This is a genomic window from Variovorax sp. Soil_C_12, from assembly GCF_057657375.1.
The window spans coordinates 32,463-47,747 of sequence record NZ_JBDGIO010000011.1; the positions used below are offsets into that span (position 1 = coordinate 32,463).

At 68.4% G+C, this 15,285-nt stretch carries 13 protein-coding genes and 1 pseudogene; 12 read left to right on the top strand and 2 right to left on the bottom strand.

What is annotated here, in order from left to right; translation table 11 throughout:
* The first annotated feature begins 1 nt into the window (after position 1).
* The 10 genes from xdhB (at position 2) to AC3A6X_RS25310 (ending at position 13,261) form a co-directional block, all read left to right on the top strand.
* A complete protein-coding gene (gene xdhB, locus AC3A6X_RS25265; protein WP_487844756.1) occupies positions 2–2,428 on the top strand; it encodes a xanthine dehydrogenase molybdopterin binding subunit in 2,427 nt (808 codons plus the stop codon).
* 82 nt (positions 2,429–2,510) lie between these two features.
* Complete coding sequence (locus AC3A6X_RS25270; RefSeq protein WP_309963897.1) at positions 2,511–3,464, top strand: LysR family transcriptional regulator; 954 nt, start codon at positions 2,511–2,513, stop codon at positions 3,462–3,464.
* 92 nt (positions 3,465–3,556) lie between these two features.
* A complete protein-coding gene (locus AC3A6X_RS25275; RefSeq protein WP_239142917.1) occupies positions 3,557–4,903 on the top strand; it encodes an NCS2 family permease in 1,347 nt (448 codons plus the stop codon).
* Positions 4,904–4,986: 83 nt separating this feature from the next.
* Positions 4,987–6,525, top strand: coding sequence for an ABC transporter ATP-binding protein (locus AC3A6X_RS25280; RefSeq protein ID WP_487844757.1), 1,539 nt, complete (start codon positions 4,987–4,989; stop codon positions 6,523–6,525).
* The gene (locus AC3A6X_RS25285) at positions 6,518–7,672 is read left to right on the top strand and encodes an ABC transporter permease (protein ID WP_487844758.1); all 1,155 of its coding nucleotides are present in this window, start codon (positions 6,518–6,520) and stop codon (positions 7,670–7,672) included. Before AC3A6X_RS25280 ends, AC3A6X_RS25285 begins: the two co-directional genes overlap by 8 nt.
* A gap of 85 nt (positions 7,673–7,757) precedes the next feature.
* A complete protein-coding gene (locus AC3A6X_RS25290) occupies positions 7,758–8,678 on the top strand; it encodes an ABC transporter permease (RefSeq protein WP_309963904.1) in 921 nt (306 codons plus the stop codon).
* Between the two features lie 49 nt (positions 8,679–8,727).
* Positions 8,728–9,897 (top strand): BMP family ABC transporter substrate-binding protein, encoded by a 1,170-nt coding sequence (locus AC3A6X_RS25295; protein ID WP_487844759.1) that lies wholly within the window; start codon positions 8,728–8,730, stop codon positions 9,895–9,897.
* 61 nt (positions 9,898–9,958) lie between these two features.
* A complete protein-coding gene (locus AC3A6X_RS25300; protein ID WP_487844760.1) occupies positions 9,959–10,966 on the top strand; it encodes a Rieske 2Fe-2S domain-containing protein in 1,008 nt (335 codons plus the stop codon).
* 149 nt (positions 10,967–11,115) lie between these two features.
* A complete protein-coding gene (locus tag AC3A6X_RS25305) occupies positions 11,116–12,174 on the top strand; it encodes an adenosine deaminase (protein ID WP_487844761.1) in 1,059 nt (352 codons plus the stop codon).
* Between the two features lie 61 nt (positions 12,175–12,235).
* Positions 12,236–13,261 (top strand): GSU2403 family nucleotidyltransferase fold protein, encoded by a 1,026-nt coding sequence (locus AC3A6X_RS25310; protein ID WP_487844762.1) that lies wholly within the window; start codon positions 12,236–12,238, stop codon positions 13,259–13,261.
* Between the two features lie 13 nt (positions 13,262–13,274).
* On the opposite strand, the pseudogene AC3A6X_RS25315 reads toward AC3A6X_RS25310, so the two are convergent.
* Positions 13,275–13,427: pseudogene (locus AC3A6X_RS25315) on the bottom strand (pyridoxamine 5'-phosphate oxidase family protein); the annotation flags it as partial.
* A gap of 18 nt (positions 13,428–13,445) precedes the next feature.
* Entirely contained in the window at positions 13,446–13,832 is a 387-nt protein-coding gene (locus AC3A6X_RS25320; protein ID WP_309963923.1) for a hypothetical protein, read from the bottom strand.
* Between the two features lie 206 nt (positions 13,833–14,038).
* On the opposite strand from AC3A6X_RS25320, the gene AC3A6X_RS25325 reads away from it, so the two are divergent.
* Together AC3A6X_RS25325 and AC3A6X_RS25330 are read left to right on the top strand one after the other, a co-directional pair.
* A complete protein-coding gene (locus tag AC3A6X_RS25325; RefSeq protein WP_487844763.1) occupies positions 14,039–14,629 on the top strand; it encodes a helix-turn-helix domain-containing protein in 591 nt (196 codons plus the stop codon).
* Between the two features lies 1 nt (position 14,630).
* A complete protein-coding gene (locus AC3A6X_RS25330; protein WP_487844764.1) occupies positions 14,631–15,170 on the top strand; it encodes an N-acetyltransferase family protein in 540 nt (179 codons plus the stop codon).
* Positions 15,171–15,285: the final 115 nt, after the last annotated feature.

Genomic DNA, 15,285 nt, shown 5'->3' on the forward strand with positions numbered 1-15,285 from the left:
CATGAACAAGCCCATCGACCCCGCACTGCTGCAATCGGCCGAAGCCTTCGCCGACTACCTGAAGAACACCGCCGCGCGCATCGACGTCCGCGCCGAAGCCAAGGCGCACGACGGCGGCGCCCGCGTCGGCATCAGCCGCCCCCACGAGTCGGCGCACCTGCACGTGGCCGGCGAGGCCACCTACATCGACGACATCCCCGAGCTGGCGGGCACGCTGCATTGCGCGCTGGGCCTGTCGCCGGTGGCCAACGGCCGGCTCAAGAACATGAAGCTGGAGGCGATCTGCGCCATGCCCGGCGTGGTGGCGGTGCTCACCGCGGCCGACATCCCGGGCAGCAACGACTGCGGCTCCATCATTCACGACGACCCGATCCTCTGCAGCGGCGACATCCGCTACCTGGGCCAGCCCGTGTTCGCGGTGATCGCCGAGACGCGCGACGCCGCGCGCCGCGCCGCCGCCCGCGCCAACGACGCGCTGGACATCGAGGCCGAGCCGCCGGTGATCACGCCGCAGCAGGCGCACGAGAAGGGCCAGTACGTGCTGCCGCCGATGCACCTGGTGCGCAGCACGAACGAGGGCGGCGCCAAGGCCGCGATCGCCAAGGCGCCGCACCGGCTCAAGGCCACGCTCGACGTCGGCGGGCAGGAGCAGTTCTACCTCGAGGGCCAGATCAGCTACGCGATCCCGAAGGAGGGCGGTGCGATGCACGTGCACTGCTCGACCCAGCACCCGAGCGAGATGCAACACCTGGTCGCGCACGCCCTGCACCTGCACGCCAACGAGGTGCAGGTCGAATGCCGGCGCATGGGCGGCGGCTTCGGCGGCAAGGAGTCGCAGTCGGGGCTGTTCGCCTGCGTGGCCGCGGTGGCGGCCAACAAGCTGAAGCGCCCGGTCAAGCTGCGGCTGGACCGCGACGACGACTTCCTGATCACCGGCCGGCGCCACTGCTTCTGGTACGAGTACGAAGTGGGCTTCGACGACGAGGGCCGCATCCTCGGCGCCGAGATCAGCATGGTCTCGCGCGCCGGCCACTCGGCCGATCTCTCCGGCCCGGTGATGACGCGGGCGCTGTGCCACTTCGACAACGCCTACTGGCTGCCCGACGTGGCGATGCACGGCTACTCTGGCCGCACCAACACGCAGAGCAACACCGCCTTCCGCGGCTTCGGCGGCCCGCAGGGCGCGATCGCGATCGAGAACATCCTCGACAGCGTGGCGCGCGAGCTGGGGCGCGATCCGCTGGACGTGCGGCGCGTCAACTTCTACGGCAAGGGCGAGCGCAACGTCACGCCCTACGGCCAGGTCGTGTCCGACAACATCATCCATGAGCTGGTCTCCGAGCTGGAGGGCACCAGCGCCTACCGCGCGCGGCGCGAGGAGATCGCGGCCTTCAACACGGCGAGCCCGGTGCTCAAGCGCGGCATCGCGCTGGCGCCGCTGAAGTTCGGCATCTCCTTCAACGTCAAGCACTTCAACCAGGCCGGCGCGCTGGTCCACGTCTACACCGACGGCTCGATCCTGGTGAACCACGGCGGGACCGAGATGGGGCAGGGCCTCAACACCAAGGTGGCGCAGGTGGTGGCGCACGAGCTGGGCGTGAGCTTCGAGACCGTGCGCGTCACGGCGACCGACACGCAGAAGGTGGCCAACACCTCGGCCACCGCCGCATCGACCGGCGCGGACCTCAACGGCAAGGCCGCGCAGGACGCGGCACGCCAGATCCGCGAGCGGCTGGCCGCGTGCGCCGCGGCGCGCCACGGCGGCAAGGCGGAAGAGGTGCGCTTCGCCAACGACCAGGTCGAGGTCGCCGGCCGCACGCTGTCCTTCAGCACTGTCGTCGGCGAGGCCTACCTCGACCGCGTGCAGCTCTGGTCCGACGGCTTCTACGCCACGCCGGGGCTCTCGTGGGACAAGGACAAGATGCATGGCCGCCCCTTCTTCTACTACGCCTACGGCGCCGCCGTGAGCGAAGTGATCGTCGACACGCTGACCGGCGAGTGGAAGCTGCTGCGCGCCGACATCCTGCACGACGCCGGCAAGTCGCTGAACCCGGCCGTGGACATCGGCCAGGTCGAGGGCGCCTTCATCCAGGGCATGGGCTGGCTCACCACCGAGGAGCTGGTGTGGCACCCCAAGACCGGCCTGCTCACAACCCACGCGCCCAGCACCTACAAGATCCCGACGGCCAACGACTGCCCGCCGGTCTTCAACGTGCGCCTGTTCGAGGGCCAGAACTTCGAGGACTCCATCCACCGCAGCAAGGCGGTGGGCGAACCGCCGCTCTTGCTGCCCTTCTCGGTCTTCTTCGCGATCCGCGACGCCGTGTCGGCGGTGGGCGAGCACCGGGTGGACCCGCCGCTGACGGCGCCGGCCACCAGCGAATCCATCCTGCGCGCCGTGACGGCGGTGCAGTCGGCCGCGGCCTGAAGCTGCCCAGTGAACAAGGGGCCCGATGTGAATGCTGCGCTGTATAACTGCCCGCACGTTCCCATCACCCTGCGGGCAGCCCATGAGAGACCAAGCGCTTCTGGACAAGATCGACCTTCACCTCATCCGGGTGCTTCATACCGTGTTGACCGACCGCAGCGTCTCGCGCGCAGCCATCCGCCTGGGCATGTACCAGCCGGCCGTCTCGGCCGCGCTGAAGCGGCTGCGCGAGCTCTCGGGCGACCCGCTGCTGGTGCGCTCGGGCTCGGGCATGGTGCCCACGGATGCGGGGCTGCGCATGATCGACCCGGCCGCCAGCATCCTGCGCGCGGCGGAGATGCTGTTCTCGGATGCGCGCGGCTTCGATCCGCAGACCGCGCAGACCACCTTCCGCATCGCCGCCTCGGACTACCTGGACCCGCTCTTCCTGCCCATGCTGGTGGCGCAGGTCAAGGCGCAGGCGCCGCTGTGCGGCATCGAGATCCATGCGCTGTCGTCCGACTCGGACTACCACGCGCACCTGTCGCTCGGCCAGGTCGACCTGGTGATCGGCAACTGGCTCAAGCCGCCGGAAGACCTGCACATGGCGCGGCTCTTCGGCGACGAGATCGTCTGCCTGGTCAACCAGGACCATCCGGCGGTGCGCCGCGGCTGGGACCTGGACAGCTGGCTCGCGGCCGAGCACGTGGCGCCGACGGCGCTGCACCCGGGCGCGCGCGGCATCATCGACCAGATGCTCGACGAGCAGGGCCGGCAGCGCAACATCACGGCGCGCTGCGCCCACTTCGGGCTGATCCCGGACATGGTGGCCTCCAGCCTGCTGGTGCTCACCACCGGGCGGCAGTACTGCGAGCGCTTCCTCGACCGCCTGCCGGTCACGATCCTCCCGTGCCCGATCGCGCTGCCGCGCCTCATGTACTACCAGCTGTGGCATGAGCGCACCCATTCCTCCAGCTCCGCGCGCTGGCTGCGCGAGCGGACCAAATCGGTGGCGGCCTCGCTGAGGCCTGCCGCTTCCTCGACCGGCTCCGGATAGCCGGCCTTTCCAACTCGCGCCCGGCGTCGCGACACAGACCTACGCCATTCCACAAGAGAGACGGAGACAACGCGATGAACCGCACCCAACAGATGCTCGATGTCAGCGAGCACGACACCAGCTCTGCACCCCCGGCGACCGGCTGGGCCGAGCGGATGTTCAAGCTCAGGGAACACAACACCACGGTGCGTACCGAAATCGTGGCCGGCCTCACCACCTTCCTGACGATGGCCTACATCATCTTCGTCAACCCGTCGATCCTGGGCGACGCGGGCATGCCGAAGGATGCGGTGTTCGTCGCCACCTGCCTGATCGCGGCGCTCGGCACCGGGATCATGGCCTTCTACGCCAACTACCCGATCGCGCTGGCGCCGGGCATGGGGCTCAACGCCTACTTCGCCTACGTGGTGGTGCTGCAGATGGGCTTCACCTGGCAGGCGGCGCTGGGCGCGGTCTTCGTCTCGGGCTGCCTGTTCCTGCTGGTCACGGTGTTCCGGCTGCGGGAGCTGATCATCCGCGGCATCCCGCAGTCCATACGCCTGGCGATCACGGTGGGCATCGGCCTGTTCCTGGCGATCATCGCGCTCAAGAGCGCGGGCATCGTGGCGCCCTCCAAGGCCACCTACATCACGCTGGGCGACCTGCACACGCCGCAGGTGGTGCTGGCGACGCTGGGCTTCTTCACCATCGTGGTCCTCGACCGGCTGAAGGTGCCCGGCGCGATCCTGATCGGCATCCTCGGCGTGACGGTGCTGTCCTTCTTCTTCGGCGGCAACACCTTCCACGGCGTGTTCTCGGCACCGCCCTCGATTGCGCCCACCTTCCTGCAGCTGGACATCAAGTCGGCGCTGTCGGGCGGCATCCTGAACGTGATCCTGGTGTTCTTCCTGGTCGAGCTGTTCGACGCCACCGGCACCCTGATGGGCGTGGCGCGCCGCGCCGGCCTGCTGGTGCCGGGCAAGATGGACCGGCTCAACAAGTCGCTCCTGGCCGACAGCGGCGCGATCTTCGCGGGCTCGCTGCTGGGCACCTCCAGCACCACGGCCTACGTGGAGAGCGCAGCCGGCGTGCAGGCCGGCGGCCGCACCGGCCTGACCGCGCTCACGGTGGCGGTGCTGTTCCTGGCCGCGCTGGCGATCTCGCCGCTGGCCGGCGCCGTGCCGGCCTATGCCACCGCGCCCGCGCTCTTCTTCGTGGCCTGTTTGATGCTTAGGGATATCACCGAGCTCGATTGGGACGACACGACCGAGGTGATCCCGGCCGCGGTCACGGCCCTGGCCATGCCCTTCACCTACTCGATCGCCAACGGCCTGGCCTTCGGCTTCATCACCTATGCGGTGCTGAAGTTGTTCACCGGCCGCGCCAGGCAGGTGCACTGGATGGTGTGGCTGATCGGCGGGGTTTTCCTCTTCAAGTTCATCTACATAGGCGGACACTGACGACAGAAAATAATGCGATCGCCCTGGGCCGGATGCCGGGGCGGTTCAGGGCGATTCGAACAACCCACAAGCCAGGCACAGGCATGACAATCCAACGACTCCAGCTCTCGAACATCACCAAGCGCTACCCGTCGGTCGTCGCCAACAGCGACGTTTCGCTCACGGTGGCGCCGGGCGAGACCCACGCCGTGCTCGGCGAGAACGGCGCCGGCAAGTCCACGCTGATGAAGATCATCTACGGCTCGGTCAAGCCGGACGAGGGCAGCGTGATGTTCAACGGCCAGCCGGTCAACGTGCGCAACCCGCAGGAGGCGAGGGCGCTGGGCATCAGCATGGTGTTTCAGCACTTCAGCCTGTTCGACACCCTCACCGTGGCCGAGAACGTCTGGCTGGGGCTGGAGAAGAGCCTCACGCTGGCCGAGGTCACGCAGCGCATCTCGGCCAAGGCCAGCGAGTACGGGCTGGACATCGACCCCTCGCGCCCGGTCCACACCCTCTCGGTGGGCGAGATGCAGCGGGTGGAGATCATCCGCGCGCTGCTGACCGACCCCAAGCTGTTGATCCTCGACGAGCCCACCTCGGTGCTGACGCCCCAGGCCGTGACCAAGCTCTTCGTGGTGCTCAAGAAGCTGGCGGCCGAGGGCTGCAGCATCCTCTACATCAGCCACAAGCTGCACGAGATCCGCGAGCTGTGCACCGCCTGCACCGTGCTGCGCGGCGGCAAGGTGACGGGGGTGTGCAATCCGCAGAACGAAAGCAACGAATCGCTGTCACGCCTGATGATCGGCGCGGAACCACCGCCCTTGCAGCACCGGCCGGTGCATGCAGGCGCCGTGGCTCTGCAGGTCAAGGGCCTGACGCTGGCGCGCGAGGACCAGTTCGGCGTGGACCTCGACGGCGTCTCGCTCGAGGTGCGCGCCGGCGAGGTGGTGGGCATCGCGGGCGTCTCGGGCAACGGCCAGAAGGAGCTGCTGTATGCGCTCTCCGGCGAGGACACGCGCGCCGAGGCCGGGATGATCGAGGTCTTCGGCAAGCCCGCCGCGCATTTCCGCCCGCGCCGGCGGCGCGCGCTGGGCCTGCACTTCGTGCCCGAGGAGCGGCTGGGCCGCGGCGCGGTGCCGACGCTGAGCCTGGCGCACAACATGCTGCTGACGCGCAGCAACGCGGTGGGGAAGGGCGGTTGGATCCGCACCAGCGCGCTGCAGCAGCATGCGGGCCGCATCATCGATCGCTTCAAGGTCAAGGCCGGCGGGCCGGGCGCGGCGGCGCGCTCGCTCTCGGGCGGCAACCTGCAGAAGTTCATCGTCGGGCGCGAGATCGACGCCAACCCGAAGATCTTCGTCGTCTCGCAGCCCACCTGGGGCGTGGACGTGGGCGCCGCGGCCCTGATCCGCGGCGAGATCCTGGCCTTGCGCGACGCCGGCTGCGCCGTGCTGGTGGTGAGCGAGGAGCTGGACGAGCTGTTCGAGATCAGCGACCGGCTGCACGTCATTGCCAAGGGCCGGATGTCGCCCTCCATCGACCGCGCCGCGGCCACCGTGCCGCAGATCGGCGAGTGGATGAGCGGCCTGTGGGGCGGCCAGCCCCACGCGACGAAGAAAGAGGAGGTGGCCCATGCTTAAGCTCGAACCCCGCCCGCAGCTCTCGCGCTTCTGGAGCTACGGCTCGCCGATCCTGGCGCTGGCCGTCACGGTGCTGATCGGCATGGTGCTGTTCTCGCTGCTCGGCAAGGACCCGGTCAAGGGCCTGCTGGTCTTCTTCTGGGAGCCGATCAAGAGCGGCTATGCACTGGGCGAGCTGATGGTCAAGGCCACGCCGCTGCTCATCATCGCGCTCGGGCTGGCCGTGTGCTTCCGCTCCAACGTCTGGAACATCGGGGCCGAGGGGCAGTTCGTCTTCGGCGCCATCGCGGCCGGCGGCGTGGCCCTGATGGCCGACAAGAGCACCGGCGGGTGGATCGTGGCCGCGATCCTCGCGGCCGGCATCCTGGGCGGCATGGTGTGGGCCGGCATCGTCGCCCTGCTGCGCGACCGCTTCAACGCCAGCGAGATCCTGGTGAGCCTGATGCTGGTCTACGTGGCGACGCTGCTGCTGGGCTACATGGTCTACGGGCCCTGGAAGGACCCGATGGGCTACAACTTCCCGCAGACCAAGACCTTCGAGGCGGTGACGCAGATCCCGCGCCTCATCAAGGGCTCGCGCGTGAGCATCGGGCTGATCATCGCGCTCGCAGGCGCGGCGGCGCTGTGGGTGTTCCTGTTCCGCACGCGGGCCGGCTTCGCGCAACAGGTCGGCGGCCTGGCGCCGGCGGCGGCGCGCTATGCGGGCTTCTCGGCGCGGCGCGCCATCTGGGTCGCGTTGCTCACCTCGGGCGGCGCGGCAGGCCTCGCGGGCGCGCTGGAAGTGGCGGGCCCGATCGGCCAGCTCACGCCCTACGTGCCGGCCGGCTACGGCTTCGCGGCCATCATCGTGGCCTTCGTCGGGCGGCTGCATCCGGTGGGCATGATCTTCTCGGCCATCCTGATGAGCATGTTCTACATCGGCGGCGAGCTGGCGCAGTCGCGCCTGGGGCTGCCCAAATCGCTGACGGGCGTGTTCCAGGGGCTGCTGCTGTTCACGCTGCTGGCTTGCGACACGCTGATCGCCTACCGCATCCGGCGCAAGTCGGCGCCCAAGCCGGTGGCCGCACCGGCGGGCACTTCGTCTCTGCAGGCCAGCACGCCGCTGACCGCGCCCGTCACCGCTCAAGCCACCGAGGGAGCAATTTGATGTACCCCCACGCTCATCACTTCGTGTATTCGCTGCCCCCCGAGGGGGCGCATGCCTCCCTTGGGGCGGCCCGGCGGGAGGCATGATGGAAAGCTACGCACTCCTCCTGGGCTCCACGCTCAGCGCCGGCACGGTACTCGCGATCGCGGCGCTGGGCCTGCTGATCAACGAGAAGGCCGGCATCGTCAACCTCGGCGCCGAGGGCATGATGCTGTGCGCGGCCATCGCCGGCTTCGCCACCGTCGTCACCACGCACAACACCTGGCTCGGCTTCGCGGCCGGCATGGCGGCGGGGGCGCTGCTGGCGGCCTTCTTCGGCGTGCTGGTGATCTGGCTCAACACCAACCAGTACGCGACCGGGCTGGCGCTCAGCCTCTTCGGCGTCGGCTTCTCGGCCTTCGCAGGCATCAACTTCGTGCAGGCCAAGCTGCCCGAGAGCACCAGCTACGCGCTGCCGCTCCTGGGCGACATCCCGCTCGTCGGGCCGGCCCTGTTCCGCCATCACCCGATGGTGTATTTCGCGGTCCTGCTGACCATCGGCCTGATCTGGTTCCTCTACCGCACGCGCGCCGGGCTGGTGCTGCGCTCGGTGGGCGAGTCGCCCGAGTCCTCGCATGCGCTGGGCTATCCGGTGCGGCGCATTCGCTTCATGGCGGTGATCGCGGGCGGCGCGCTGTGCGGGTTGGCGGGTGCCTATCTCTCGACCGTCTACACGCCGCTGTGGGTCGAGGGCATGGTGGCCGGCCGCGGCTGGATCGCGCTCGCGCTCACCACCTTCGCGACCTGGCGGCCGGTGCGCGTGCTGCTGGGGGCCTACCTGTTCGGCGGGGTCTCGATGCTGGGCTTCCACCTGCAGAGCACGGGCGTCAACGTGCCCAGCCAGTTCCTCAGCATGCTGCAGTACATCGCGCCGATCGTGGTGCTGGCGCTGATCTCGCGCAACCCGGCTTTCATCCGCATCAACATGCCGGCTTCCATCGGGAAACCCTTCTACCCCGGCTCATAATCGCGTTCACAATTGTTTCCGGCTAACTACCATTCGAGGATTTCCCCCAATGAATGATCTGAACAAACGTTTCCTGCTCAAGCTGGCTGCCGTGTCCGCGGTCGCCTCGGCCGCCCTCATCGGCTGCGGCAAGAAGGAAGAAGCGCCGGCCCCGGCCCCCGCTGCACCGACACCGGCCCCGACGGCCGCGGCGCCTGCGCCGGCCGCTGCGCTGAACATCGCGTGGGCCTATGTGGGCCCGGTGGGCGACGGCGGCTGGACCTTCGCGCACGACAACGCACGCAAGGCAGTCGAGAAGGAATTCGGCGCCAAGATCAAGACCACCTTCGTCGAGAGCGTGCCCGAGTCGGCCGACGCCGAGCGCGTGTTCCGCGACATGGTGGGGCAGGGCAACAAGCTGATCTTCGGCACCACCTTCGGCTACATGGAGCCGATGCTCAAGGTGGCGAACGACAACAAGGAAGTGAAGTTCGAGCATGCCACCGGCTACAAGACGGCCGAGAACATGCGCACCTACGACAGCCGCACCTACGAGGGTGCGTACATGGCCGGCATCATCGCGGGCGCGATGACCAAGAGCAACACGCTGGGCGTGGTCGGCTCGGTGCCGATCCCCGAGGTGCTGCGCAACATCAACTCGTTCACCATGGGCGCGCAGTCGGTCAACCCGAAGGTTACGACCAAGGTGGTGTGGGTCAACGAGTGGTTCAGCCCGCCGAAGGAAACCGAGGCCGCCACCGCGCTGATCAACGGCGGCGCCGACGTGCTGTTCCAGAACACCGACTCGCCGGCCGTGCTCAAGACCGCGCAGGAAAAGGGCAAGCGCGCCTTCGGCTGGGACTCGGACATGACCGCCTACGGCCCCAAGGCGCACCTCGCCTCGGCCATCATCAACTGGACGCCGTACTACACCAAGGCCGTGCAGGACGCGCTGGACGGCAAGTGGGCCACCGGCCAGACCTGGTGGGGCGTGAAGGAAGGCGCGATCGACATCGTCTCCATCGCCGAGGACGTGCCGGCCGAGACCAAGGCCAAGGTCGAGGAAGTCAAGAAGGGCCTGAAGGACGGCAGCTTCTCGATCTGGAAGGGCCCGATCGTGGGCCAGGACGGCAAGGAGCTGGTGGCTGCCGGCGCTGCCGCCGACGACAAGTTCCTCTCGGGCGTGAACTTCTACGTCAAGGGCGTCGAGGGCAAGGTGCCGGGCGGCGACAAGAAGTAAGCGGCCTGGATTTCGCTTGGAAGGGTTGCCCGGGGCAACCCTTTTTCGTTTCACTCCCACGATGATCGAAAAAGAACTCTGGCATCCAGTCGCGCTGGCGGACGAGCTCGCGCAGGCGCCGCTCGCGGTGCAGCTGTTGGGCGAAGGCCTCGTGCTGTGGCGCGACGCGGCGGGCGTCGTGCAGGCCTGGACCGACCGCTGCCCGCATCGCGGCGCGCAGCTCTCGCTGGGGCGCGTGGTGCCCTGCGATGGCGGCACGGCGCTCGAATGCCCGTACCACGGCTGGCGCTTCGCCGCGGGTGGCCGCAGCGTGCATGTGCCGGCGCTGCCGGACTTCGTGCCGCCGCCGACGCATCGCGCCACGGTCCATGCGGCGCGCGAGGCCCATGGCCTGGTGTGGGTGCGCCTGGAAGGCGAGGGCGGCGAGCTGCCGGCCTTCGCGGCCGAGCACGACGCACGGCTGCGCAAGATCAACTGCGGGCCCTATGACGTGGAGACCAGCGCCCCGCGCCTGGTCGAGAACTTCCTGGACATGGCGCACTTCGGCTTCGTGCACGAAGGCTGGCTCGGCGCGCGCGACATGGCGGCGATCGACGACTACCGTGTCGAGGCCACGCCCCAAGGGCTGCTCGCCACCGGCTGCAAGGCCTGGCAGCCGCAATCCACCCTCCACTCCACCGCACCGGCGCAGGTCGAGTACCGCTACGAGGTCACGGCACCCTATGCCGCGGTGCTGACCAAGGTGCCCGATGCTTCGAGCGTGGGTATCGAGGGCTACCAGGAGTCGATCGCGCTCTTCATCTGCCCGATGGAGGCCGAACGCAGCCGCGTGTGGTTCCGCATGGCCACGGCCGACTTCGAGCGAGACGATGCGCAGCTGCGTGCCTTCCAGGACACCATCTTCCTGCAGGACAAGCCCGTGCTCGAATCGCAGCGCCCGCGCAGCCTGCCGCTGGACCTGCGTTCGGAGCTGCACACGGCTGCGGACAAGGCTTCGTCCTTTTATCGGCGCTATCTGCGTGAGTGCGGCATCACGGTCGGCGTGCGCCCTTCGTCGATCCAAGCCTGAGTTTCCCTGATGCCGGCCAATACCGCCGGTATTGGCTCGCTTTCTGAGCCGATACTGACAAATCGAGCCGATACTGGGCGCCACCCGGTATCAGGCCAGCCCGCCCGGCTGCGCTTATGCTGTGCGCAAACACTCCCCGCAACCGCCCCATGACCGACCTGCGCCCCTTCGCCCACGACATCCCCCCCGACCGCCTGCCCGCGCTGCTGCGTGCCATGCCCAAGGCCGAGCTCCACATGCACATCGAGGGCTCGCTGGAGCCCGAGCTGATCTTCGCGCTGGCCCAGCGCAACGGCGTGGCGATTCCCTACGCCAGCGTGGAAGCGCTGCGCCGCGCCTATGCCTTCACCAACCTGCAGAGCTTCCTGGACATCTATTACGCCGGCGCCAGCGTGCTGCTGAAGGAGCAGGACTTCTACGACATGGCCTGGGCCTACCTCGAGCGTGCCGCCGCGGACAACGTGGTCCACACCGAGATGTTCTTCGACCCGCAGACCCACACCGCGCGCGGCGTCGCGATGCAGACGGCGATCGACGGCCTGCACCGTGCCTGCGTCGACGCGAAGTCGAAGCTGGGCGTGAGCGCCGCGCTGATCCTGTGCTTCCTGCGCCACCTGAGCGAAGAAAATGCCTTCGCCACGCTGGAGCAGGCGCTGCCTTTTCGCGACAAGTTCATCGGCGTGGGCCTCGATTCCAGCGAGCTCGGCCACCCGCCCGAGAAGTTCGCGCGCGTGTTCGCGCGCTGCCGCGAGCTGGGCTTGCACCTCGTCGCGCATGCGGGCGAGGAGGGCCCGCCGGCCTACGTGTGGAGCGCGCTCGACGTGCTGAAGGTGGAGCGCGTCGACCACGGCGTGCAGAGCGCCAAGGACCCGGCGCTGATGAAGCGGCTGGCGCAGGACCGCATCCCGCTGACCGTCTGCCCGCTGTCGAACCTCAAGCTGTGCGTGTTCCCCGACCTGGCGCAACACAACCTCGGCCAACTGCTCGACGCCGGCCTGGTCGCGACCGTGAACTCGGACGACCCGGCCTACTTCGGCGGCTACATGAACGAGAACTTCATCCAGACCTTCGCGGCAACCGGGCTGACGGCGAAGCATGCGTGGCAGCTGGCGGCCAACAGCTTCGAGGGCAGCTTCGTCGATGCGGCGACCAAGGCGGGCTGGATGGATCGGTTGGACGAGAGCTTTGCGCAGTTCGGCAAGGCCTGAGCTTCTGCTCGCCCTGCCTGCATTTACCCAATAAAATTTATTTTTGTTGGGTAAGTTCGCCATGTCGCCGCATACCTTGTATCGCCCGCAAGAGCTGGCATTCCGGACGCAGTACGCCGAACTGAAGGAGCGTGCCGGCTCGGTTGGCAGTCTGCTCTACGGAACGCCCGGGACCTTGGTCAAACGGGAAGGCACAGGATATGCGTACTGGTACAGGGTTTACTACCCGGTTCCGGGCCGGCAGGCCGAACAACTCGTCGGCAGGGACGGGGACGTCGAGACGCTGGAAAGCGTCGAACGCCAGATTGAGTTCGCCCAATGGGCCGCCGCCCAGGTCCGCGATCTTCGAAAGCTCCAGTTCCAGGTCGCCGACAAGGGCGTCGCCGGCGTCCTGGTCGAACTTCACAACAGAGGCATCCTGCGCTCGGGCGTGACGCTGGTGGGGACGCTGTGCTACATGGCATGGCTCAACGAGCTCGGCGCCAAGGCGGTTTCCGCTCGGACGCAGCACATCGATCTTGCCGCGCGGCAGAAGCTGGCCCTGGCCGTGCCGGCGTCGTTTATCGAGGCGATGGAAGCGACCCGCCTCGACTTCGCGCCTGTGCCCGGCATGCCCAGCCAGTCGCCGTCCACCTCCGTCAAGCAGAAAGGGCGTGACGGCCTGCGGGTCGATGTGCTGACGCACGGCGACAGGTTGGGAAAGACCGTTCCGATCCCCCAGCTGATGTGGAGTGCTCAAACGGTGCCTCACTACGCCTATCATCTTGACGAGCTCCGGCAGGCAGCACTCCTTGCCGGAGGGCATTGCATTCCGCTCATGCTCCCGCAACCCGAACGATTCGTTTGGCACAAGCTTTTCTCGAGCACCTCGCGCCAGAGCTTTCCCGAGAAGGCGGAAAAAGACCTGGTGCAGGCAGCGACCCTGGCGGCCGTCCTGGTCGAGCAGCACGACGAAGTGCTGTCCGATTCGTTCAGCGATGCGCCCCCCGCCGTGCGCCAGGCCGTCAAGAAGCGGCTGCCTGCGTTGCGCCGCGCCTTGGCGGCCCACCCCCAAGCGCTCGAACAGTTCGAAGCACTCCTCGGGTAGTCAAAGGGGCTGCGCCGGGAATCAGGAACAGCAGGGCCACGCGCGGGTCCGCCACGATGTTGCGCAGGCTGTCGATGCGATGGTTGCCGCGGCGCTCGGGCAGCAGCAGCGTCTTCTCGTCCTGCACGGCGACGAAGCCCGGCGGATCGCCGCGCGGCGAGGCGTCCTGCAGCCGTGCCGTGCGCTAAGGCCTGCGCCCGCGCCCGGAGTGGATCGCTGCCTGGCGGGTCTTCTGCAGCTCCTTGAGCTGCGCCAGCTGATTCGGGCAGTCCGCGTTGCTGGCCACCAGCACGAAGGGGCTGCGCCGCAGCGCCTCGACCGATTTCTCGACGTCGGCCGGCATCCGGTGCTTGTTGACCAGTCCGGCCGCGACGGCCGCCCTGGAGCTCTTGAAGAAGCCTTTCTCGAAGGCCGGGGTGCCGCAGCGTGCCGCGATCACGCGGTAATCGGCCTCCTGCTGCTCGGCGGCGGTCGGCGCAGCGAACTGTCGCGTGGTCTGCGCATCCACCGGCAGGGAGATGCCGATGACCGATGCCGTTAGAAATGCTCCCAGTTCAACACGCGCTTTCATAGGACCTGCCTGCCGCTTCACGAACGCTGAGGGGTTCGTCGTCTGCATCGTACTGCTGCATCGCGACCGCCGCATGGCATGTGCGTGAACTAATGCCCGGAGCGCACGCGGAGTTGCGCATTTGCATCGATGCGGTGGCGGCCGCGCGACGCCCAGCTTCCTGCCGGCTTGACCGGGTATCCAGTATGGTGGACATTTCATCCGCTATGAAGGAAGCGCAGCCCCCCGCCCTGAACGACCGCATCGCCCGCCGCGTGCGGGAGCTGCGCGCCGCCCGCGGCCTCTCGCTCGACGCGCTGGCCGCCCACTGCGGCGTGAGCCGCTCCATGATCTCGTTGATCGAGCGCGGCGAGAGCAGCCCGACCGCCGTGCTGCTGGAGCGGCTGGCCACCGGCCTCGGCGTGGCGCTCGCTTCGCTCTTCGATGCGCCCGAGCCCGGCCAGGACCCGGTGGCGCGGCGGGCCGCCCAGCCCTCGTGGCGCGATCCCCATTCGGGCTACGTGCGGCGCAACGTCTCGCCCGGCGGCGTGGCCTCGCCGATCCAGATCGTCGAAGTCCACTTCCCACCCAAGGCGCGCGTGGCCTACGAGACCAGCGCGCGCGACGTACGCATCGACCAGCAGGTCTGGGTGCTGGACGGGACGATCGAAGTCACGGTCGGCGAGCAAGTGCACCGGCTCGGCGAGGGCGACTGCCTGGCCATGGTGCTGGACCGGCCCATTGCCTACCACAACCCCACGCGCAAGGCCGCGCGCTATGCGGTGGTGATCACCACCCCGCCCACGCCCCGGAGATGACATGTCCCTGCAAGCTTCGACTTCCGTCCCCGGCATTCGCCGCATGGCCGCTGTCGGCGAGTCCCAGCTGAAGCAGCTGGCCGAATTGCTGATCGACTGCGTTGAGGGCGGCGCCTCGGTGAGCTTCATGCAGCCGCTGTTTATGCCGAAGGCGCTGGCCTTCTGGCGCCGCATGGCCGAGAGCGCGGCCCGCGGCGAGCGCGTGCTGCTGGTGGCCGAGGATGCGACCGGCATCGTGGGCACGGTACAGCTGGTGCTGGTGCAGCCGGAGAACCAGCCGCACCGGGCGGATGTCGCGAAGATGCTGGTGCATCGCCGCGCGCGGCACCGGGGCTGGGGCGAGGCGCTGATGCAGGCGGCCGAGCAGGCCGCGCGCGAGGCCGGCAAGACCCTGCTGGTGCTCGACACCTCGAGCGGCGATGCCGAGCGTCTCTATGTGCGCTGCGGCTGGCAGCGCTGCGGCACGATCCCGGGGTACGCGCTGTGGCCGCAGGGCGGGCCATGCGACACCACCTTCTTCTACCGCGTGCTGGACGGCTGAGGCCACGCCCGGCCGTCTGCACAGTGGCCGGCCCCCCGACGGGCCGGTCAGCGGCCGGTGCGCCCGTCTGGCTTATGCTGCCCATCCTGATGAAATCGCCAGGTCTCCGCAACAT